21 protein-coding genes are annotated in these 20,786 nt (G+C 62.8%); 20 read left to right on the top strand and 1 reads right to left on the bottom strand.

The window, feature by feature from the left end; translation table 11 throughout:
* Positions 1–126 precede the first annotated feature (126 nt).
* The 16 genes from ACX80B_RS13985 (at position 127) to ACX80B_RS13910 (ending at position 15,595) form a co-directional block, all read left to right on the top strand.
* A complete protein-coding gene (locus ACX80B_RS13985; protein WP_459297161.1) occupies positions 127–858 on the top strand; it encodes a hypothetical protein in 732 nt (243 codons plus the stop codon).
* Entirely contained in the window at positions 855–2,198 is a 1,344-nt protein-coding gene (locus ACX80B_RS13980) for a cupredoxin domain-containing protein (RefSeq protein WP_459297159.1), read from the top strand. The genes ACX80B_RS13985 and ACX80B_RS13980 overlap by 4 nt, the downstream gene beginning before the upstream one ends.
* A complete protein-coding gene (locus tag ACX80B_RS13975) occupies positions 2,195–3,307 on the top strand; it encodes a multicopper oxidase domain-containing protein (RefSeq protein WP_459297157.1) in 1,113 nt (370 codons plus the stop codon). Before ACX80B_RS13980 ends, ACX80B_RS13975 begins: the two co-directional genes overlap by 4 nt.
* Positions 3,308–3,540: 233 nt before the next feature.
* Positions 3,541–4,236 carry a 3-oxoacid CoA-transferase subunit A gene (locus ACX80B_RS13970; RefSeq protein ID WP_459297155.1) on the top strand — a complete coding sequence of 232 codons (696 nt, stop codon included), beginning with the start codon at positions 3,541–3,543 and terminating at the stop codon, positions 4,234–4,236.
* On the top strand, positions 4,233–4,889 hold the full coding sequence (locus ACX80B_RS13965) for a 3-oxoacid CoA-transferase subunit B (RefSeq protein WP_459297153.1): 657 nt from the start codon (positions 4,233–4,235) through the stop codon (positions 4,887–4,889). Before ACX80B_RS13970 ends, ACX80B_RS13965 begins: the two co-directional genes overlap by 4 nt.
* Entirely contained in the window at positions 4,886–6,058 is a 1,173-nt protein-coding gene (locus ACX80B_RS13960; RefSeq protein WP_459297152.1) for a thiolase family protein, read from the top strand. The genes ACX80B_RS13965 and ACX80B_RS13960 overlap by 4 nt, the downstream gene beginning before the upstream one ends.
* A gap of 27 nt (positions 6,059–6,085) precedes the next feature.
* Positions 6,086–6,904, top strand: coding sequence for an IclR family transcriptional regulator domain-containing protein (locus ACX80B_RS13955; protein WP_459297150.1), 819 nt, complete (start codon positions 6,086–6,088; stop codon positions 6,902–6,904).
* Between the two features lie 284 nt (positions 6,905–7,188).
* A complete protein-coding gene (gene ectA, locus ACX80B_RS13950) occupies positions 7,189–7,701 on the top strand; it encodes a diaminobutyrate acetyltransferase (RefSeq protein WP_459297148.1) in 513 nt (170 codons plus the stop codon).
* 83 nt (positions 7,702–7,784) lie between these two features.
* Positions 7,785–9,059: a diaminobutyrate--2-oxoglutarate transaminase gene (ectB, locus tag ACX80B_RS13945; protein WP_459297146.1), complete on the top strand. Its 1,275-nt coding sequence runs from the start codon at positions 7,785–7,787 to the stop codon at positions 9,057–9,059.
* A 161-nt stretch (positions 9,060–9,220) separates the two neighbouring features.
* On the top strand, positions 9,221–9,607 hold the full coding sequence (locus ACX80B_RS13940; protein WP_459297144.1) for an ectoine synthase: 387 nt from the start codon (positions 9,221–9,223) through the stop codon (positions 9,605–9,607).
* Positions 9,608–9,728: 121 nt separating this feature from the next.
* A complete protein-coding gene (gene thpD, locus ACX80B_RS13935) occupies positions 9,729–10,643 on the top strand; it encodes an ectoine hydroxylase (RefSeq protein WP_459297142.1) in 915 nt (304 codons plus the stop codon).
* A gap of 55 nt (positions 10,644–10,698) precedes the next feature.
* Positions 10,699–11,730, top strand: coding sequence for a Gfo/Idh/MocA family protein (locus tag ACX80B_RS13930; protein WP_459297140.1), 1,032 nt, complete (start codon positions 10,699–10,701; stop codon positions 11,728–11,730).
* Positions 11,731–11,751: 21 nt separating this feature from the next.
* On the top strand, positions 11,752–12,786 hold the full coding sequence (locus ACX80B_RS13925) for a Gfo/Idh/MocA family protein (RefSeq protein ID WP_459297138.1): 1,035 nt from the start codon (positions 11,752–11,754) through the stop codon (positions 12,784–12,786).
* Positions 12,773–13,417 (top strand): nucleoside/nucleotide kinase family protein, encoded by a 645-nt coding sequence (locus ACX80B_RS13920; protein ID WP_459297136.1) that lies wholly within the window; start codon positions 12,773–12,775, stop codon positions 13,415–13,417. Before ACX80B_RS13925 ends, ACX80B_RS13920 begins: the two co-directional genes overlap by 14 nt.
* Before the next feature lie 75 nt (positions 13,418–13,492).
* A complete protein-coding gene (locus tag ACX80B_RS13915; RefSeq protein ID WP_459297134.1) occupies positions 13,493–14,569 on the top strand; it encodes an NAD-dependent epimerase/dehydratase family protein in 1,077 nt (358 codons plus the stop codon).
* Positions 14,570–14,668: 99 nt separating this feature from the next.
* On the top strand, positions 14,669–15,595 hold the full coding sequence (locus ACX80B_RS13910) for an MBL fold metallo-hydrolase (protein WP_459297132.1): 927 nt from the start codon (positions 14,669–14,671) through the stop codon (positions 15,593–15,595).
* 115 nt (positions 15,596–15,710) lie between these two features.
* Here ACX80B_RS13910 and ACX80B_RS13905 read toward each other — a convergent pair whose 3' ends face one another.
* On the bottom strand, positions 15,711–17,456 hold the full coding sequence (locus tag ACX80B_RS13905; RefSeq protein ID WP_459297130.1) for an ABC transporter family substrate-binding protein: 1,746 nt from the start codon (positions 17,454–17,456) through the stop codon (positions 15,711–15,713).
* Between the two features lie 249 nt (positions 17,457–17,705).
* Here ACX80B_RS13905 and ACX80B_RS13900 point away from each other — a divergent pair, with 249 nt between their 5' ends.
* From ACX80B_RS13900 to ACX80B_RS13885, 4 genes are all read left to right on the top strand, one after another.
* Positions 17,706–18,740: an iron-containing redox enzyme family protein gene (locus tag ACX80B_RS13900; RefSeq protein ID WP_459297128.1), complete on the top strand. Its 1,035-nt coding sequence runs from the start codon at positions 17,706–17,708 to the stop codon at positions 18,738–18,740.
* Positions 18,741–18,752: 12 nt separating this feature from the next.
* Entirely contained in the window at positions 18,753–19,001 is a 249-nt protein-coding gene (locus ACX80B_RS13895) for a CDGSH iron-sulfur domain-containing protein (RefSeq protein ID WP_459297126.1), read from the top strand.
* Positions 18,994–19,269: an acylphosphatase gene (locus ACX80B_RS13890; RefSeq protein ID WP_459297124.1), complete on the top strand. Its 276-nt coding sequence runs from the start codon at positions 18,994–18,996 to the stop codon at positions 19,267–19,269. Before ACX80B_RS13895 ends, ACX80B_RS13890 begins: the two co-directional genes overlap by 8 nt.
* A 141-nt stretch (positions 19,270–19,410) precedes the next feature.
* Positions 19,411–20,742: a M20 family metallopeptidase gene (locus tag ACX80B_RS13885; protein WP_459297122.1), complete on the top strand. Its 1,332-nt coding sequence runs from the start codon at positions 19,411–19,413 to the stop codon at positions 20,740–20,742.
* Positions 20,743–20,786 lie beyond the last annotated feature (44 nt).

Here is a 20,786-nt window from a genome sequence, read left to right as displayed (position 1 = left end):
ACCGCTCTGGACAGGCCGACACTTCCCGGAGATGTCGCACCAGCCCGCTAGCCGCAAGGTTTTCCCAAGACCGGTGGAGCATGATCATCTTCCCGCAGGACCGTCAGCTGGGTTGGGGCTTGGAAGATGACGTCGAAAAAAGAAGCAGAAGAAACGGGACTCTGGGGCGTTTCGCGCCGGCAGTTCATGGTGGTATTCGGCGCCGGAGCCGCGACGATTGCCGCGGCCGGAACCTACGGCGTAGCAACCTCAGGCGTGGACCCCGGTGCAGGACCGATGGTCGGGGCGCCGGACAAACTGCAGGTAACCCGCGCAGTCCGCGGAGCCCGCCTGGGCGCAGATGGCACACCTGCATCCAGTGCCTCGCCCGGACCGAAGGAATTCCTCCGCCTGGTCAGCGCAGCGCAAAATGGACCGCCAAACCAGATTGCGGCGGAGGCAGACACGTTGGAGCGGACCTCCGCAGTCTCGGCCACCGGCATCGCCAACAACCGGGCAAATGGACACGGTAGCCACGGTGGGCAGGGTGGTTCAGTGCCCGCCACTGGCTATCCGCAACCCGGGAACCAGACGTGGGGCGACGTCGTCGTACTGGAAGTAAAAGTCTTCAACGAGGAAAAGGTGCCGGTGCCCTTTTCCCCAGGGCAATTGAGACTCAGGCGTCATGGCGGAGAGACCATCACGCCAAAGGATTTCAGCCGCCGCGCCGGGTCGATCCCGCCCGGAGCCATGGAGCTGATGTGGGTCAGTTACCTTGCCCCATCGGACGCGGAGGGTTTCACTCTGGAGTTCACCGATGCATTGCACGGTGAGCGCTTGTCACTCGGCATTCCGTCATTTGTTTCGGGGCAGTCATGAAAACCCTGAATGTCTATATCAATGACGGATTCGTTCCCATGGTGGACGGTGCGCTCGTCTACCACCGTGGATTTGGTGACCGGCCGACGGCGGTTGACGACGCCGCGCCAAGCCTCACCCTTCCTCCGCACGTGTTTACGGCCGATGGCCGGGTGGTGAAGAGCCGGAAGTATCCGCTGAATGCCCAGTCCCCGCATCTTGGACGGCCGGAACCGCTCTACTCCGACCCGATCAATCCCGGCCAGTATCTGGTCCGCCGGGCCTACTGGGCCAGTTATTTCCCGGAACGCACCATTATCGCCGAGGCCGGCAGCACCATCAGCTTGCGTGTGCACAACACCCTCGCAGAGGAGCATGAACTGTCGTTCCTCAACACAGCTCCCGGCGACTCGCCCACCGCCATCCGCAGACACACCACCACCGGAAAGATTGCTCCCGGGTCCTCGAAACTGCTGGAATTCGAGGCGCCGCCTGCCGGTACCTACATTTACTGCGACCCCGGTACGGGTTCTGAGGACGCCTTCCTGGATCCTGTCCAGCGCACTCTTGGCCTGGCTGGAGCGCTGCTCGTGGCCAATACCGGGCAGCCGTGGCGGATCGTCCCCGATGGGGAGGAGTTCGAACGGCAGTGGCTCTGGTTCTGCCATGACATCGAGCCGGAGTGGGCGCGGCTGGCCTCTCAGGGTAAAACGGTTGATCCCGCAGTGACGCCGGCCTATCCGCGGTATTTCACGCTCAATGACCGCAGCGGCTATGAGTCCCTGGGCATCAGCATCGACGAAGATCTTAACCATCTCCGCGAGGAAGACACCTTGATGTCCGGCGCTGCCCGGCAGGTGGATGTTAGGAACTTCAGTCAAGGCGTCACCCCCGACACAGTGCGGACCGGCCACATGATGCGGTTCATCAACGCTGGAGTCGTGCACCACCAGCTGCACTTCCACGGAAACCATATTTGGACTGTCAGCCGGAATGGCGTGCCGTTTCCGCGGTCGGGTGGTTTCGTGGATGCTGAAGGACACGTGAACCTGCAGCAATGGGAAGACGTCGTCGAGGTGCATCCGCTCGACCGGAAGGACTCGGTTTTGCCGGTCAAGCGCCCGCCGGAAGCGACCGCAGCTGTTTGGAATGCTCGGTCAACCGACTGGATCTATCCCATGCACTGCCACGCCGAACCATCCCAGGTTGCCATGGGTGGCATGTATCCGGCCGGGCTCGTAGGGCACTGGGCGATTTCCGCGCCGGTGGACATTCCGCCGCCACCGACCCCCGTTGAGGTACCGCCGGGCGGCACCACACAAGGCAACTCAGGCACGGTTTCGGAAGGACAAACACCATGAGCGAATCACCACACCATCTCTATCGCAGCCAAGTGGAGTTCAGCTCGGACCAGATCCAGGAGGGCAGCCCGGAAACGGAGTTGCTGGAGGATGCTGACCAGTCCTATGAGTTGGACTTCCGCAGCGATGATATGGAGTTCGACGACGGCGCCGAGCATGAGATGTGGTTTTTTGAGACCGACGAAGTAGAGAAGATATTTCCGTCGCCGCTGTTACGGGTAACGGAGGGAGAAATATTCCACGGAACCGTCAGCCCCAGTAAGGGTGCCCACACCATCCATTGGCACGGGATCGAACCGGATCCGCGCAATGACGGAGTGGGACACACCTCTTTCGAAGTATCGGGACACTACACCTACCAGTGGGTGCCCGAGGTCGGCCATTCCGGAGATGCGAATTCCGGAGCTGCAGGAACATACTTTTACCACTGCCATGTCAATACTCCCCTGCACGTGCAGATGGGAATGTTTGGTCCCGTGGTCATCGATCCGGTGGTCGACCCGAAGTACCCGGTGCGGCCCAACACCAGGAGGGCATTCGTCGACGGGCCGGAATATGACATCGATACCGAGGCCATTCTCATCCCGTATTCCTTGGATCCCCGCTGGCATGAGATGAACCATGCGGACGGCCTTTCCGGTGAAGACGCGGGTCTGGACCGCTTCGAACCGGAGCACTTCTATCTGCTCGGCGGCGAGCTGGCAAAGGGTCCGGAGGACGAGGGGCCCTGGCAGTTGCGCGGTGCCCTGCGTGCCAAGGCACCCGGCACAGGCGGGGCACCGACTCTTGTGCGGTTGCTGAATGCGAATTACTTCCCGGTCGACATGCACTTCACCGACGCTGCAGGTGCCCCCGTCCGCATGGCGGAGCTCATATCCCACGATGGCAGGCCGTTCCGGGATACCTCGGACCCATTGGGGGAATCCCCGCCAATCCGCGACGCAGGCAGCCCGTTACTAACCAGCATCATCAACTTCGGTGCCGCCGAACGATACGACATCCTTCTGAATCCGCCCGCAGCAGGCACGTACACACTGACGGTCGACCTCCTGCACTGGATCACCGAAGCCGTCCTGTTTACCCGCGTTGTCACCATCACGGCGGAGTAGTCCAACGAACATCAATCAGGGCACTGTGACCACCTGATCTGGATAATCGCGCATCGCGCGTAAGCAGGGGACAGCAGAGGGCCACAGCCAACACAACGTACGCGGGGCGGCCCCAGGCGTGCCGTCCACTACGTTTGCCATCATTTGCGGCATTGCCTTGTGACACTCCTCATGCTATGTTCACTAGTAGAACATAAGTTTGTAATGCGTACAGCCACGCGCGGAAGGACACCATGGTCAACAAGAGAGCCGGCAGCGCCGGCGAAGCGGTTGCCGACATCCCGGACGGCGCCACCGTCATGATCGGTGGATTTGGAAGGGCCGGACAGCCGGTTGAGCTCATTGATGCGCTGCTCGAACATGGCGCCAAGGACCTCGTCGTCGTCAATAACAACGCGGGGAACGGCACCACTGGGCTGGCTGCGTTAATCGGAGCCGGGCAGGTCCGCAAGATGATCTGCTCCTTCCCGCGGCAAAAGGACTCGCAGATTTTCGATGAGCGGTACCGGGCCGGCGAGGTCGAGCTCGAAATCGTACCGCAGGGGAACCTGGCCGAGCGCATCCGGGCGGCCGGCGCCGGCATCGGCGCCTTCTTCACGCCCACCGGTTTCGGAACCATACTGGCCGAAGGCAAGGAGACCCGCGAAATCGATGGGCGGAACTACGTCCTCGAGTACCCGATCAAGGCCGACTTCGCGCTGATCAAGGCGTTGAAATCCGACCGCCGGGGCAATCTGGTCTACCGCAAGACCGCGCGGAATTTCGGCCCCATTATGGCTGCAGCGGCGACGACGACGATTGCCCAGGTGGACAGCGTCGTCGAACTTGGGGAGCTGGACCCGGAAGCGGTGGTCACTCCCGGCATTTACGTTGACCGGTTGCTGGAGCTGCCACAAGACCCTGCCGTGACAGAAGGAAAGGCATCATGAAACTCAGCCGCACTGAAATAGCCGGGCGTCTGGCCGGTGACTTCCCCGACGGCGCCGTCGTTAACCTGGGCATTGGATTGCCGACCCTGGTCGCGGACTACCTTCCCGAGGACCGGGAGATCATCCTGCACACCGAAAACGGCATGCTCGGCATGGGCCGCGCCGCCGCGGAGGATGAGATTGACGGCGACCTGATCAATGCCGGCAAGATCCCGGTCACCGAACCGCCGGGAGCCAGCTACTTCCACCACGCCGACTCGTTCGCGATGATGCGCGGCGGGCACATCGATTACTGCGTCCTTGGCGCCTACCAGGTGGCCATCAACGGTGATTTGGCAAACTGGCACACCGGCGCGCCTGACGCGATTCCCGCCGTCGGGGGCGCCATGGATCTGGCCATCGGAGCCAAGCATGTCTATGTGATGATGGATCTCTTCACCAAGACGGGCGAGTGCAAGATCGTCGAGCAGTGCACATACCCGCTGACCGGCCTGGGCTGCGTGGAACGGATTTACACCGACATGGCCATCTTCGAAGTGTCCTCTGAACAGAACAGCCAAATCCGTGTCCTGGAGATCTTCGCCGACCTGGATCTTGCCGGGTTGGAAGAAGCCATGGGTGTGCGGTTGCAGGACGGTTTGGTGGCGGCATGAGCGGAAGCTTTATTTACGACGCCGTCCGCACCCCATTTGGGCGCTACGGCAAGGCGCTGGCCGGCATCCGGCCGGACGATCTGGCCGCCGGGGTACTGTCCTCGCTGCTGGCACGGCATCCAAACCTGGATCCCGCCGCGATCGACGAGGTGCTGCTGGGAGACGCGAACCAGGCCGGCGAAGACAACCGGAATGTCGCCCGGATGGCCGCGCTGCTCGCCGGGCTGCCGACCTCGGTGCCGGGCGCGACGGTTAACCGGCTTTGCGGGTCGAGCCTCGAGGCGGTCATCCAGGGCAGCCGTGCGATCGAAACCGGTGATGCTGATGTGATCGTGGCCGGTGGCGTCGAATCCATGAGCCGTGCGCCGTGGGTGCTGCAGAAGTCCGCGAAGGGCTTCCCTGCCGGCAATGAAACACTGCACTCAACCACCCTGGGGTGGCGGATGGTCAACCCGGAGATGCCGGATGAATGGACCGTGCCGCTGGGCGAAACCGCGGAAATCCTCGCCGACATGTACGGGATCAGCCGCGAAGAGCAGGACGAATTCGCGGTCCGCAGCCACCGGTTGGCAGCCCAGGCCTGGGACGAGGGTATCTACGCCAACGAAGTACTTCCGGTCGACGGCGTACTCGAGCGGGACGAAGCCATCCGGGCCGACTCGACGGTGGAGACGCTCGCCGGGCTCAAGCCGGTCTTCCGGGAGCACGGTACCGTCACCGCAGGCAACTCCTCGCCGCTGAACGACGGTGCGGGCGCCATTCTGCTCGGTGGCGAAAGTGCCGGTCTGGGAACGGAACCGCTGGCCCGGGTCGTGTCCCGCGGCGTTGCCGGCAATGATCCAAACGTCTTCGGAATCGCGCCGGTCGAAGCGGCCAACCGTGCCCTCGCCCGTGCCGGGCTGGGCTGGGACGATGTCGACGTCGTCGAACTTAATGAGGCTTTCGCGGCACAAAGCCTGGCCTGCCTGAAACTCTGGCCGGAATTGGATCCGGAGAAGGTCAACATCCACGGCGGCGCAATCGCCATGGGACATCCGCTCGGCGCTTCCGGGGCCAGGATCGTCGGCCATCTGGCGCATGAACTCAAGCGGCGCGGTGGCGGAATCGGCGTGGCGGCAATCTGCATCGGCGTCGGCCAGGGCCTTGCCGTGGTGCTCGAAAACAAATAGAAGACGGTGGCCAACTAGGATATTGGGATGACCGAGACGAGCGAAGCGCCATTTCCGAGCGGACAATACGTACAGTCACTGGCGCGTGGCCTCTCGGTGATCCGCGCCTTCGACAGCGACAGTCCGGAGATGACCCTGAGCGAGGTAGCGCGGAAAACGGGCCTGACGCGGGCGACGGCCCGGAGGTTTCTGCTGACCTTGGTCGAGCTGGGCTATGTGCGCACCGATGGGCGGCTGTTTGTGCTGACCGCGCGGGTGCTTGAGCTCGGCTACAGCTATTTGTCCGGACTGTCACTGCCCGAAATCGCGCAGCCGCATTTGGAGCAGCTGTCTATCGACCTGCATGAGTCGACGTCGGCTTCGGTACTGGACGGACACGAGATCGTTTATGTCGCGCGGGTACCCACCCGGCGGATCATGACGGTTGGCATCAATCTTGGCACACGGTTTCCGGCCTATGCGACCTCGATGGGCCGGGTGCATCTGGCCGCCCTGTCTCCGGGGCAGCTGGATGACTATCTGGCGGCGGCGGAGCTGAAGCCACTGACTTCCAACACGGTTCACGAACCGGAACGGCTGCGCGAAGTCCTGGGCCGGGTCCGGCGGCAGGGCTATGCCCTGGTGGACGAGGAGCTGGAAGCGGGCTTGAGGTCTATTGCGGCGCCGGTCCGGGACCGTAGCGGCCGCGTGACGGCGGCCATCAACGTCTCTGCCCAGACCTCCGGCGTCACGGTCGAGTCGATCGTCTCCGACTACCTCCCGCGACTGCTCAAAACTGTCTCCGCCATCGAAGCGGACCTGCTTGCGGCAACCCCTTCGGGCACCGGGACACTGACCCGCGGATAAGCCGCAGGGCCGGTTTGTCAAGAGCTGGTGCGACCCTGCCCGCGCAATTTTCCAAAGCAGCCTCTTCCGCGCCGGGAGCGCGATCCGGCGCTCCCGAAAAGTCTTCGCATGTCGTAATGTGACCTAATCGTGACATTCCGTTCAGCGCATTTACTGCATTGCCTGTCAGCTCATGGATAGATCGGGAACGGGCCGTCCGCCGCAAGGGGCCAAAACCGGCGTTTTAGGCGTCAGAAGCGGCTTCTCCGGTTGATTTTGGCTATCAGTTCGCTAGCTTTGGACAAATGGTTGTTCAACACGCAGAACCGCAAACACGTCCAAGCTCGGTTGCACAGTTCCATCGCCCGGCCCTCGATGACGGGCAGTACCTCTGGCGGATCGCCAAAGATTCCCAGACCCTGGATCTTAACTCCTCCTACACGTACCTGCTCTGGTGCCGCGACTTCGCCGACACCACGATCATGGCCAAGATCGATGACCAGCCCGTCGGGTTTATCTCGGCCTACTTCCGTCCGGAAGATCCGGAGACCCTGCTGGTCTGGCAGGTGGCCGTCGATGCAGATTACCGCGGCCGCAGGCTCGCCGCCTCGATGCTCGACGCCCTGGCCGACAGGGTGGACGGCGCCAAGTGGCTCGAGACCACCATCACGGCAGACAACGTCGCGTCCAACCGGCTCTTCCGGAGTTTTGCCCAGGAGCGCGGCGCATCGCTGGAGCGGGATCCGCTCTTTGAGGGCGAGCACTTCCCGGATGATCACGACACGGAATTCCTCATCCGCATCGGCCCGCTCAACTAAGTTTCCGCAACTTTCAGCAGGACGCCGAAACGTTGATATTTCCGCGTCCTGAACCAATACCTCAATCAGGAGGAAAGATCTTTATGACTGACATTTTCAACACTCTTGAGTCCGAAGTCCGCAGCTACTGCCGCGGCTGGCCGGCCGTGTTCGACCGCGCCAGCGGCAGCAAAATGTACACCGAGGACGGCCGGGAGTACCTCGACTTCTTCTCCGGCGCCGGTGCCCTGAACTACGGCCACAACCACCAGGACCTGCTGAAACCGCTGCTGGATTACCTGCGCAGCGGCTCGATCACCCACTCGATGGACATGCACACGCCCGCGAAACGGAAGTTCCTGGAGACCTTCCGCGACGTCATCCTCGAGCCGCGCGGTCTCGATTACAAGATCATGTTCCCGGGCCCGACCGGCACCAACACGGTTGAAGCCGCCTTGAAGCTGGCCCGCAAGGTGACCGGCCGTCAGCACGTGCTCAGCTTCACGAACGCCTTCCATGGCATGACGCTCGGTGCCCTGGCCGTGACCGGCAACTCGATGAAACGCCAGGGCGCCGGAGTGGCACTGACCAACAGCTCCAAGATCCCCTACGACGATTATTTCGACGGCGAGACCACCGATTTCCACTGGCTCGAGCGGGTGCTCGCTGACAGCGGTTCGGGTGTCGACCTTCCCGCCGCCGTCATTGTCGAGACTGTGCAGGGCGAAGGCGGCCTCAATGCCGCACGCGCTTCGTGGCTGCGCGCACTCTCGGACCTGTGCAAGAAGCACGACATCCTGCTCATCGTCGACGACGTCCAGGCCGGCTGCGGCCGCACCGGAACCTTCTTCAGCTTCGAAGAGGCCGGTATCGTGCCCGACATCGTTTGCCTGTCGAAGTCCATCTCCGGCTATGGCCTGCCGATGGCACTGACCTTGTTCCGCCGCGAACTCGACGTTTGGGGCCCGGGTGAGCACAACGGAACCTTCCGCGGCAGCAACCCGGCATTTGTCACCGCCACCGCCGCGCTCAAGCGCTTCTGGAGCGACCGTGAGAACTTTGAGCAGCAGATTGCTGTCCGCGCCAACCAGCTGCACGAGGGCTTGGCCCGGGTTGCGGCAACAACCGAAGGCGCCGTCGTGCGCGGCCGCGGTTTGCTGGCCGGCGTGGCCTTCCCCGACCCGTCCACCGCTGAGAAGATCGCAGCGGAATCGTTTGAGCGGGGATTGCTGGTGGAGACTTCAGGACCGGAGAGTGAAGTCCTGAAGCTGATGCCGGCGCTGACCATCAGCACCGAGGATTTGGCCCGCGGGCTGGACATCCTGATGGAAGCCGTCGATGCTTCTGTCGGCGAGCGGGAACTGACCGGCGTCTCTTAGTACCTGGGCCTGGCCGGGCGCCGTCGTTCTGCAACGGCGCCCGGCCCGGCTGCCGCCTGCCGTCGCCGTAATACGATGCGGCGGGTCCGCACCGTACGTAAGAGCGTGCCCCGGGTGCTCCTGTGCCCGGCCCCGAAACAAAATACTGATGGGAAATAGAAGTGATAGTTACACAGCTGAATGACCTCAATGACACCGAGCGGGACATCAAGTCCGAGACGTGGCGCAGCCGCCGGCTGGTGCTGGGCCGTGAAGGAGTCGGATTCTCCTTCCACGACACCGTGATCTACGCCGGAACCGAGTCCACCTTCTGGTACGCCAACCACATCGAGGCTGTCTACTGTGTCGGTGGGGAAGGCGAACTCATCAACGAGGAAACCGGCGATGTGCACCCGATCTCGGACGGTACGCTCTACCTGCTGGACAAGCATGAGAAGCACACGGTGAAGGCGAAAACGGACTTGCGGATGGCCTGCACATTCAATCCGCCGGTCACAGGCCGCGAGATACACGACGAGAACGGCGTGTATCCGCTAATAACTGAATAACACGCCAGGGTCTGGCGGAAACGAGCTGCCAGAGGAGACCGTTTCCGCCGGGCCCTTCTTTTTTCGGTGCGGGGACCGAAAATACCGCCCGCACCTTCGACAGATACTGAGGAGGATACGCATGACTGAAACAGTTGAAAGTCGCATCGATACCTATCCCACACGGGTCGATCCGGAACCGGAAGTGATGGACCGGGAGGATCCCGTCGCCTGGGGAACGCCGGAAGGTGGGCCGCTGTCAGCAAAGGAGCTGGGCGGCTACGACCAGAACGGCTACCTCGCCATTGAGGATCTGGTGACGCCCGGGGAAGTAGAGGCCTTCCGCGCAGAGTTGCGCAGGTTGTCCAACGACCCGGCCGTCCGCGCCGACGAACGCACCGTCGTCGAGGCCAAGTCGCAGGAGGTCCGTTCGATCTTTGACGTACACAAGATCAGCGACGTCTTCGCGAAGATTGTTTCCGATCCGCGCGTTGTCGAGCGTGCCCGCCAGATCCTCGGATCCGACGTGTATGTCCATCAGAGCCGGGTCAACTTCAAGCCCGGCTTCGAAGGCAAGGAGTTCTCCTGGCACTCGGACTTCGAAACCTGGCACGCAGAAGATGGCATGCCGCGGATGCGCGCCGTCAGCATATCCATCTCGATGACGGATAACTACTCCTTCAACGGTCCGCTGATGATCATGCCGGGCTCGCACCAGAAGTACATCAGCTGCGTGGGGGAGACCCCGGACGACAACTACAAGTCCTCGTTGGTGATGCAGGGAGCCGGAACGCCGGACAAGGAAACGCTGACCCGGTTCGCGGACACGTACGGCATCGATGTCCTCGAGGGCAAGGCCGGCGGAGCCATCATGTTCGATTCGAACTGCATGCACGCCTCCAACGGCAACGTCACACCGTTTGCGCGTTCGAATGTGTTCATCGTCTTTAACAGTGTAGAAAACACGCTGGAGGAACCGTTCGCAGCGTCCGCGCCGCGGCCTGACTTCATCGGATCCCGGGACTTTACCCCGGTTGGCAAGGCTCTGGGCGACTGAGAGCAAACGCGGCCGGCGCCCGCTGTGGGCGCCGGCCCCACCGGAGGTGTATTTAGTGAACAGACCCAAGAATCTTATCCGTACCGCCCTCGTCGGCTTTGGACTTTCCGGGCGGGCATTCCACGCACCAAACATCGCAGCGGATGACCGGTTCTCGCTGGACGTCATCGTCACCGGAAACCCGGAACGGGCGGCCGCCGCGGCCCAGCTTTATCCGCAGGCGCGCATCGTTCCGACCCGTGGGGAAATGTTCGCGATGGCGCCGGACCTGGACCTCATGGTCGTGGCGACTCCGCCCTATACCCACGTCGGATTCGCCACCGACGGCATCGCGCACGGGCTGCATGTCGCCGTCGACAAGCCTTTTGTTGTTAATTCGGCAGAGGGCAGTCAGTTGATTGAGCAGGCAACCGCTGCCGGTGTTTTGCTGACGGTCTTCCAAAGCCAGCGGTGGGACGAGGACTTCCTGTCGCTGCAGCAGATGATTGCGGACGGCCATTTCGGCGAGGTCCATACCTTCGAGTCCCGGTTCGAGCGGTGGAGCCCGCAGTGCCGCAACCATCCGGAAAAGCAGGCCACAGTCGCCGGCAGCGAAGGCTTGTTCTTCGACCTCGGAACCCGCGTCGTCGAGCAGGCCAAAGAACTGTTTGGACCGGTGAAGAAGGTCAGTGCAGATGACACCCGGCATAGTCTGGCGGCACGCTGGGATAACGACGACGACACTTACGTCGCGCTCGAACACGCCAGCGGCGTCCGGTCCCGGCTGTGGATGAACCGGACTGGACCACGCTTCCGCGTCCTCGGTTCCGAAAGCACCTACACGCAGTGGGGCCTCGACGGGCAGCAACCCGCGCTCGCCGCCGGGGTATTGCCCGAAGGATCGGAACCGGGAACGGACGAGGACGCCACCTGGGGACGGCTCGGCCCGTTGGGGGATCTGCAGTCCGCGGCGGATACCGGCGGTTCCACCCCGGATTTCTACCGGATGCTCGCGGACAGCCTGCTTGACGGCGGACCGGTGCCGGTGGATCCGGCCGGACCACTGGAGGTTTTGCGGATCATGGAGAGCATCCGCGCCTCGGCGTGACCGGCGCGATAGTCTGTTTGAATGACCGTCCAGCGCCCCATCCGTACTGCCGTAATTGGGTTCGGCCTCTCCGGCCGCGTCTTCCATGCTCCATTGATCGCCGCCGATGAGCAGTTCTCCCTCGACGTCATCGTGACAGCCGATCCGGACCGGGCGGCCGACGCCGCGGAACGGTATCCCGCTGCCCGGATCGTAGCCGGTGCGGAGGAGCTTTTCCGGCTGGCCTCCGAACTGGACCTGGTTGTTATTGGCACGCCGCCGAATACCCATACGGCGCTGGCCGGTGAGGCCATCACCCATGGGCTGCACGTCGTCGTCGACAAGCCTTTTGCCGTGAGTTCACCGGAAGCCGGTGCGCTGATGGACCGGGCGGCGGCGGCCGGCGTCGTGCTGACTGTGTTCCAGAACAGGCGGTGGGATGCCGATTTCCTGACGCTGAAGAAGCTCCTGGCCGATGGTGCGCTGGGAGACGTCTACTCGTTTGAATCGCGGTTCGAACGTTGGAGCCCCCGGAGCAGGACACCCTGGAAGGAACAGACGCCGGTGGTGGAGGGCGGCGGAATGCTGTTCGACCTCGGCTCGCACGTCATCGACCAGGCGCTGCAGCTGTTCGGGCCGGTCGAGAATCTATACGCCGAAACCGCCCGCCGCAGTATGGCAGACGGTTCGGATGCCGACGACGACACCTTCGTCTCGCTGCTGCACACCAATGGGGTGCGCTCCCGGTTGTGGATGAACAAGTTCGCGGCGCAGGTCGGCCCGCGGTTCAAGGTCTTGGGTTCCGAGGCCGGCTACACCAAGTGGGACCTTGACGGGCAGGAATCTGCGCTCGCGGCCGGAGTGCTGCCGACGGATGAGGATTACGGGGTGGAGAACGTCTGGGGAATGATCGGCCGGGACGGCGATGTGAAGCCGGTCCAGCCGGAACGCGGAAACTACCCCGCTTTCTATGCCCAGCTCGGACGGGCGGTGCTCGACGGCGGCGATCCACCGGTCAATCCGGCAGGATCCCTTGAGGTGCTGCGGATCATCGAGAAGATTCATGGTCTCGTCTGAGCCAATCGGTGTTTCCTTCGACGAACTCCTCTCCCTGGCGCGCGCCCTCGCCGTCCCGGGTACCCGGCGGATCCTGGGGCTCGTAGGTGCACCGGGCGCCGGAAAGTCGGCGCTGGCCGAGCGGCTCGTTGCCGCCTTGGAGGGGTTGGCAATCTGCGTGCCGATGGACGGTTTCCACCTCTCGAACGAAATCCTGGACATTCTCGGCAGCAGGGAACGCAAGGGAGCCATAGACACGTTCGACGACGGCGGCTACGCGGCGCTGCTGGAGCGGCTCCACCAACAGGACGCTTCTGAAGGGACCATTTACGCCCCCGAATTCCGCCGTGATCTTGAACAGTCCATCGGGTCCGCCCTGCCAATCGATCCCGACATCCCGCTGGTGATCACCGAGGGCAACTACCTGCTGCAGGATACCGGTGCGTGGCCGCGCGCACGCGCCTGCATGGATGAAACCTGGTACCTCCTGGCGGACCAAACGGTCCGGCAGGAACGGCTCATCGCGCGGCACGCATCGTATGGCCGGACTGCAGCCGAAGCACGTACGTGGGCATTGGGAAGCGACGAACAGAACGCCCGGCTGATCGAGACTTCGGCTTCCAGGGCAGACAGGGTGTTGCGGCTGGTTTGAGGTCTATAGTGATCTCTACGTGGATCGACTTGATCGCAATGGCGACCATCCGGTCCACAGCAACTGGAGGGCAAAATGTCCGACGAAAATAAGCCCAAAACCGTCATCGACCCCTCCGCGCCGATCGCCGTGACGGGCGCCAGCGGGTTCGTGGCCAGCTGGATCGTCCGCTATCTGCTCGAGGCCGGCCATACCGTTCGTGCAACAGTCCGCGACCCGGACAGGGTCAAGGGTCTGGAGCATCTGCATGCGCTCGCCGAGGATCATCCCGGACGCCTGTCACTGCACCGGGCGGATTTGCTGGAACCGGGCAGCTTTACGGAAGCTCTATCCGGCTGCGAACTTGTCATGCATACTGCCTCACCATTCCTGATGGGCCGGATCCGCGATGCCGAGCGCCAGCTGATCCGTCCGGCACTGGATGGCACCACGAACGTGCTCAACAGTGTTGATGCGACGCCGTCGGTGAAGCGGGTGGTGTTAACGAGCAGCGTGGCCGCCATGTACGGCGACAGCGTGGAATTGGCAGGCAGAGACGGCCTCACCGAAGCAGACTGGAACGTAACCAGCACAGCCGAGCACCAACCGTACCCGTACTCGAAAACCGTGGCCGAGCGGCAAGCATGGGAGATGTCCGCGCGGCAGGATAGGTGGGAGCTGGTGACCGTTCACCCGGGCATGGTGTTCGGTCCGTCTCTGACCTCAGTGAGCGTCTCGGGCAGCATGACGACAATGCGGCGCTTCGCCGACATGTCTTTGGCTGCGGGGGCACCTGCACTGTCTATGGCCGTCGTGGATGTGCGAGATGTTGCGCGGGTGCACATTGCAGCTGGGTTCACGCCCTCGGCGAGCGGGCGCTATATCTCCTGTGCCGAGACGCTGAGCATCCTCGACGTCGGCCGGGTGCTGCGGGGGCACTTCGGCAAGAAGCGATCGTTCCCTACCCGTGAGCTGCCCAAGTTCATGGTTAAGGCAACCGGTCCGACCATCGGGCTGACGCGTAAGTATGTCGAACGCAACGTTGGGTATCCGCTGAGTTTCGATAACACCCGGGTGCAGACGGAGCTCGGAGTCGGGTTCCGCCCGGCCGAACAGTCGATCGTGGAACATTATCAGCAGATGCTCGACGACGATAAGGTGCGCAAGGCCTGACCCGGACCCGCCATCCGAGCGAACCCGCCATCCCATCCCTAACCTTTCATCCCGTAACGAACCTGCGACCCCATGAGGGCGCGGCGATACGATGGGACGATGGCCCTCACCAACGACTTGGTCCGCAGCAGCGCCCTCACCCGGTTCCGGCTGGCACCGAACCCAGGCCCGATGAGCCTGGACGGAACGAACTCCTACATTATTGGCGCCCGTGAACCGCAGGTGGTCGCGAGCCCGGGGGCAACGGAACAGGTTCCCACGCCGCAGGTTCCCACGCCGCAGGGTTCCTCCGCGCAGCCACTGCCTACCGTCGTCGTCGATCCCGGCCCTTTGGATACGCAGCATCTTGAGCAGCTTGCGGCAGCCGGTCCGGTCGAGCTGATACTGATTACGCACAGGCACGCTGACCATACTGAGGCAAGCGAGCAGTTCCACCGGCTCACGGGTGCTCCAGTCCGCGCGCTCGATCCTGCCTACTGCCACGGTGGCGATCCCTTGACCGATGGCGAAGTAATCGAAGCAGCGGGTGTGGAAATCCGCGTGCTGGCCACTCCCGGACACACTTCGGACTCGGTCTGCTTCCACCTGCCGGCAGACCGGCCCGCGGGAACGGACGGGACGACTGGAGTGAAGGGGCAAACTGGAGATGCTGGACGAACTGAAGCAGACGGTCCTGGCTCAGTCCTCACCGGTGACACCATCCTGGGCCGCGGCACAACCATCCTCGACTATCCCGACGGCAGGCTCGGACCCTACCTCGAATCGCTCCAAAAGCTCGCACGGCTCGGCCACTCCACAGTCCTGCCAGCCCACGGGCCGGTCCTGCCCGATCTGGCAGAAATCTGCGGCGCGTATACCGAGCACCGGCAGCAGCGGCTGGACCAGATCCGAGGTGCCCTCGAGTCTCTGGGAGCCGACGCGGCGGCCGAGGCCGTGGCCGATCTGGTGTACAACGACGTGGCCCCGTCCGTCCGTGGGGCGGCGCTCAAATCGGTGCAGGCCCAGTTGGACTACCTCCGCGGCTGACCCGGCTGACCCGGCTGACCCGCTGACTCACTGACCCGACTAACCCGGCTGACTCACCAACCCCGCAGACTTGGCGTGCGCCCCGGCAACACGCCAAGTCCTTGATCCGCCGCCATTACTCGGAGATGGACCAATCCCAGACGTTCCACCAGACACCGTACAGCCCCGGGTTGTAGGCCAGGCCTTCGACCCGTTTGTCGGCTGCGCTGATTCCCGCGGACTGGAACAGGGGCAATCCGTAGCCGGTGTCGAACAGGATGCTGTCGATCGCCACCTGGATCTCCTGCTGACGTTCCGGATCCGTGGTGAGGATTAGTTCATCCATCAACTTCTGGGCTTTTTGATTGCAGAATCCGCTGAAGTTGGAGGCGGAGTCGCAGCCGTAAAGCTGCGGGACACCGGTCACGCCGACTCCCGGGCTGACCCAGGCGAAGATGGTGGCGTCATAGGTCCCGCTGCCCAAGGCTGCGCCCCACTTCGTGCTCGGCAGACCGCCATCGATGACTTCGAAGCCGGCTTTCTCGGCACTTTCGGCAATCAATGTATAGACATCGACAGTGTTGGGGCTTCCCGTGCTGTACATGATGCGGACCTTTGGAGTGGCACCGTCGAGCAGCTCTTTCGCTTTTTCGATATCGACGTTTTGGTAGTTCTCGGAACCATTGACCGGCACCGCCGCCTTGTATCCTTCAGTCCCCGGTACAAACAGATGTGAGTCGCGCGGCTTTGCATCAGGATCGATCTGCTTGACGGTGGCGTTGAGGATGGATTCCCGAGGGATGGTGTGCATGAAGGCCTTCCGCACATTCTCCTCCTCAAATACGCCGGAGTAGTTCAAGTCGATGTGCTTGAAGGCCAGTTCCAAGCCCTGCTGGATATTGATGCCCTCGATCTCCTTCAAGGAGGACAGCGTGTCGGCCGTCGCCTGTGGCGCGATTACGTCCACTTCGCCGTTGTTCAGCGCCTGGACCTGGGCATTGGCGTCACTGATATACCGGATCGTGATTTCGTCCAGTTTTGGTTCCGGTCCCCAATCGAATTTCTCGTTCCGGACCAGCGTCATGGAGCGGTCCGGCGTCATGCTCTCGACGATGAAGGGGCCACTCGACAGGTACATCGATGGATCCGACGGAAGCGACGTCGTATCGAACGCTGTATTCCAGAAGTCAGCAACCGCCTTCAATTTCGGGCGCTTCTGCGGATTGTCGGGATCACCCTCCGGAGTGCTGGTGATCAGGTCAGTCAACGCCTGCTCGTCCGGCAGACCGCCGCCTTTGGCGACGACGTGGGCCGGCTGGTCCATATTGAAGGCAATTTCCCAGTCGGCGTAGGGCTTCGAGTACGTCATCGTAATCGAACGGCCGTCGTCGCCGATCTTCGGCAAGTCTGTCAGTCCCAGGCCGGTGGTGCTTCCGGCGTAGGCAAAGTATTTGGTCCCTGAGGTGACTTTGTCATTCTCGTTGGTGGTGGCGTCGTCGAAGTACCCTGACTCAACCGCCCACGCCAGCATGAGGTCACCGGCGTCTATTGGGGTGCCGTCGGACCAGACGACTCCTTTGTTCACGGTGTATTTAACGGTCAACGGGTCTTTGGACAGGACCTTGTAAGTACCAAATTCTTCGTTCCGGACAATGTTGAGATCCTTGTCCACATAGTTGAAGCCCCAGTGCGTCAAGTAATCGACTTTGCCGTTGATGAGGACATTTCCGGTCGCACTGTCCGCGTTAAATGAGGTGAAGGAACCCACCTCCGCCACGCTGATGTTTCCACCCGGGCTGGTGGTCGAGCCACCGTCCGAGGAATCACCATCGCTTTCGGCGCTGGCACACGCGCTCAGAGCGAGGGCAGCGACCGCCGCCATTGTTGCTGCTCGGGAACTTCGGCTAAAGCGCATTCATTCTCCTATTCGCGTTGTGCAGCCCAACGCTGTTTCGCCAAGCCGCCATCACCGCTGGGAAGCGAAGTGATGTATCTCACGCCAGCGAGTCTAGGTTAAAACTTCCGTCCCCGTGGTCGGATTGTGACTTATCCACACGACGCCAAGTATGCTTATGAATCAGAATCTCCAAGTACACGGCCGCTGTTGGCGTGCGGGAAGGACGAGCCGATAATGAAGCAACCACTGGCACGGGGGCCGGTCAGTACGGCACTCCTGGACATATTGGGTTCGGCATCAGCGGATGATCCGCGGGCGGGCGAGCAACTGCAGGATCCTGTACTCACGGCCTTGTCGGGTACGCCGGACATTGCGTTCGACGACGACCTGCAGCTCACGCTTTTCTGCCTCTACGAGCTGCACTACAGCGGAATCGATGGGGTCGACGATGCGTGGGAATGGGCACCCGGATTGATCGGCGCGCGGCGGCGGATTGAGCAAGCTTTCGAGCAGAAGATGCGCGCCGCCGTCGAACTTCCGCAACGTCCACAAACCAACAGTGGTGACGTGGCAGCTGCTTTGTTTAAACTGACGGCGCCCGACGGCGGAGGCGGCATGCCCCGGTTTGCGGCCAAGCAGGCATCGGCCGGGCAACTGCAGGAATTCCTGACCCATAAATCCATCTACCAATTGCGCGAAGCCGATCCGCATACTTGGGCAATTCCACGCCTCAGGGGACGGGCGAAAGCGGCCCTGGTGGAGATCCAGGCCGATGAGTATGGCGGCGGACGGCCGGACCGGGTGCACGCAGAACTTTTCGCGCAGGCAATGCGCGGCGCAGGACTCAATCCCGAATTCGGCGGTTATGTCGACGACGTTCCAGCCATAACGCTGGCGACGGCGAACCTGATGTCCCTGTTCGGTCTGAACCGGCGGCTGCGTGGCGCCATTATCGGCCACCTGAGCGCCTACGAGATGACTTCGTCGCAGCCGAGCCGGATGTACGCGAACGGTCTGCGGCGTGCCGGTTTCGGCGACGACGTCGCGGAGTATTTCGACGAGCACGTTGAGGCTGATGCCGTACATGAGCAGATTGCCGGCCGGGACATGGCGGGCGGTCTGGTCGAAGCCGAGCCCGGGCTCCTGGACGACGTCCTGTTCGGCGCTGCCGCAGCGCTGGCCATCGAAACCTGGTTGGGTGAACACATCATGGCCGCCTGGGAAGAAGGCCGGTCGTCCCTTCAACCGCAGTCGTCGTTCGCCGTTTGAGGGGAGCTTTCCATGAAGGATGAAGATACCGTCGACGCTGTGGAACGTGAATCCACTGCCGCGAAGAGACCGGATCAGTCGATCGTTGCCTGTCCGGATGGACCCCTCCTGGTCCGGGGCGACTTCGAGATCGTCACGCCATCGGGGGAGCCGTTGCCGCGGAACCGTAAAACCGTGGCGCTGTGCCGTTGCGGTGCGTCGATTATCAAGCCGTACTGCGATGGGACCCACAAACTGATCGGATTCCGGACTGATGACTGAGACCCGGATGTCAGCGACCGTAACCGGCGAAGTTCAAGGCGTCGGGTTCCGGTACTGGGTACGGCGGCAGGCCGAGCAGCTCGGACTAACCGGCACGGCGGTTAATGAGCCGGACGGAAGCGTGACTGTGATTGTCGAGGGCCCGGCCAAGGCTGCAGAAACACTGCTGGACACCCTCCGTTCCGGCTATACTCCCGGACGGGTCCGCAATGTCGACAGCAGTTTTTCGGCCGCGACCGGCGAGTTCACCAACTTCCGCGAGCGCTGAGCCGGCAGGCGTCGCGAGCACTGAACCGGCGAACATCCCAACGCTGAACCGCGCGAATGTCCCTGGTGATAAGCCACGCGAATGTTACGTACGTTTCACATGAGGTTCAGCCCTCCAAGCTGCCGCGCTTAGGCTGTCGGTATGAGTTTCCCCTCCACCCCGAGTCCGGCTTATCTGAATCATCTGGAGACGGAGACCCGGCGCTTGATGCAGATGGTGAAGCCGGTCGAGTCGCCATACGCCGGGGCACCAAAGGAGTTGGCCGGCGTCGTCGAGTCTGCCGTCGACTCGCTGGAAGGCGACCTCAACGACGTCGTCCACGTCCTTCATGCCAATCCGGAAACCGCCTATCAGGAGCACCACAGCGCGCAATTGTTGACGGATTTGCTCTCCAAGCACGGCATCGAAGCCGAGACCGGCGCCCATGGTGTCGACACGGCGATCCGGGCCGAAGTTTCCGGCAGCCGGCCCGGCGGCACGATCGCCGTTCTGAGCGAATACGATGCGCTGCCCGACGTCGGACATGCCTGCGGCCACAACGTCATTGCCGCCACCGGCGTCGGCGCGTTCCTGGCCTTGGCGAAGACTTTGCGCGATGACCCGGACGCCTTTCCCGGCCGGGTCGTTCTGCTGGGCACGCCCGCCGAGGAGGGGCATTCGGGCAAGGAGGTGATGGCCCGCAATGGTGCCTTCGACGGGGTGGACGCCGCCATCATGGTCCATCCCTACGGCTACGATCTGGCAGAACAGGTCTGGCTTGGCCGGCGCCTGTTGACGGTCACCTTCACCGGCATTTCCGCCCATGCCTCAGCCCAGCCGTTCATGGGCCGCAACGCCCTCGACGCCGCCAGCCTTGCCTATCAGGGCGTGGGGTTGCTGCGGCAGCAGATGCTTCCGGTCGACCGCGTCCACGCCATTATTGACGACGGCGGCAGGCGGCCGAGCGTCATACCGGAGCAAGCGGTGATGAAGTTCTACGTCCGTTCCAAATACCCGGACACGCTGAAAGACCTGAGCCAGCGGGTCACCGACGTCGTCGAAGGCGCAGCCCGGATGGCGGGAGTCGGCGTGGAACTCGAATGGGACGAGCACCCCGCATCCCTGCCGGTGCGCACCAATCAGGCGTTGACCGGCCGCTGGGTTAAGGCCCAGCAACGCCGGGGCAGGAAGCCGCTGCCTGCCGGCGTCGTCTCCGAAACGCTGGCTGCGTCCACCGACTTCGGCAACGTCAGCTACCGGATTCCCGGGATTCACCCGCTAATCAGGATCGCCGACCCGAATGTGGCGCTGCATACCAGGGATTTCGCGGCGGCAGCCAACAGCCGGGCGGCGGAGTCGGGCGCGTTGGATGGCGCGGCCGGACTGGCGTTGACCGCACTCGACTGGCTCTGTGACGAGCAGCTGCGTGCCGGCGTCCAGCAGGAATTTGACGACGACGGCGGCGCGATCGACGTGCCGCGCTACTTCGACTGACACTCCTAATTCACCTCCAAAACCCCAATTTACGGAGCAAGAGG

The organism is Arthrobacter monumenti (assembly GCF_054511255.1).
Note: the sequence above shows the minus strand (reverse complement) of the source record. Positions and strands in the feature narration are given on the sequence as shown.

What these genes read in the sequence shown, in the direction of transcription:
- ectA (WP_459297148.1), top strand. Translation starts at nt 7,189, where the DNA reads ATGGTTGTTCAACACGCAGAACCGCAAACACGTCCAAGCTCGGTTGCA.
- ACX80B_RS13980 (WP_459297159.1), top strand. Translation starts at nt 855, where the DNA reads ATGAAAACCCTGAATGTCTATATCAATGACGGATTCGTTCCCATGGTG.
- ACX80B_RS13905 (WP_459297130.1), bottom strand. Translation starts at nt 17,456, where the DNA reads ATGGCGGCGGTCGCTGCCCTCGCTCTGAGCGCGTGTGCCAGCGCCGAA.
- thpD (WP_459297142.1), top strand. Translation starts at nt 9,729, where the DNA reads ATGACTGAAACAGTTGAAAGTCGCATCGATACCTATCCCACACGGGTC.
- ACX80B_RS13895 (WP_459297126.1), top strand. Translation starts at nt 18,753, where the DNA reads ATGAAGGATGAAGATACCGTCGACGCTGTGGAACGTGAATCCACTGCC.
- ACX80B_RS13885 (WP_459297122.1), top strand. Translation starts at nt 19,411, where the DNA reads ATGAGTTTCCCCTCCACCCCGAGTCCGGCTTATCTGAATCATCTGGAG.
- ACX80B_RS13960 (WP_459297152.1), top strand. Translation starts at nt 4,886, where the DNA reads ATGAGCGGAAGCTTTATTTACGACGCCGTCCGCACCCCATTTGGGCGC.
- ACX80B_RS13985 (WP_459297161.1), top strand. Translation starts at nt 127, where the DNA reads ATGACGTCGAAAAAAGAAGCAGAAGAAACGGGACTCTGGGGCGTTTCG.
- ACX80B_RS13890 (WP_459297124.1), top strand. Translation starts at nt 18,994, where the DNA reads ATGACTGAGACCCGGATGTCAGCGACCGTAACCGGCGAAGTTCAAGGC.
- ACX80B_RS13955 (WP_459297150.1), top strand. Translation starts at nt 6,086, where the DNA reads ATGACCGAGACGAGCGAAGCGCCATTTCCGAGCGGACAATACGTACAG.
- ACX80B_RS13900 (WP_459297128.1), top strand. Translation starts at nt 17,706, where the DNA reads ATGAAGCAACCACTGGCACGGGGGCCGGTCAGTACGGCACTCCTGGAC.
- ACX80B_RS13925 (WP_459297138.1), top strand. Translation starts at nt 11,752, where the DNA reads ATGACCGTCCAGCGCCCCATCCGTACTGCCGTAATTGGGTTCGGCCTC.
- ACX80B_RS13915 (WP_459297134.1), top strand. Translation starts at nt 13,493, where the DNA reads ATGTCCGACGAAAATAAGCCCAAAACCGTCATCGACCCCTCCGCGCCG.
- ACX80B_RS13965 (WP_459297153.1), top strand. Translation starts at nt 4,233, where the DNA reads ATGAAACTCAGCCGCACTGAAATAGCCGGGCGTCTGGCCGGTGACTTC.
- ACX80B_RS13920 (WP_459297136.1), top strand. Translation starts at nt 12,773, where the DNA reads ATGGTCTCGTCTGAGCCAATCGGTGTTTCCTTCGACGAACTCCTCTCC.
- ACX80B_RS13975 (WP_459297157.1), top strand. Translation starts at nt 2,195, where the DNA reads ATGAGCGAATCACCACACCATCTCTATCGCAGCCAAGTGGAGTTCAGC.
- ACX80B_RS13970 (WP_459297155.1), top strand. Translation starts at nt 3,541, where the DNA reads ATGGTCAACAAGAGAGCCGGCAGCGCCGGCGAAGCGGTTGCCGACATC.
- ectB (WP_459297146.1), top strand. Translation starts at nt 7,785, where the DNA reads ATGACTGACATTTTCAACACTCTTGAGTCCGAAGTCCGCAGCTACTGC.
- ACX80B_RS13910 (WP_459297132.1), top strand. Translation starts at nt 14,669, where the DNA reads ATGGCCCTCACCAACGACTTGGTCCGCAGCAGCGCCCTCACCCGGTTC.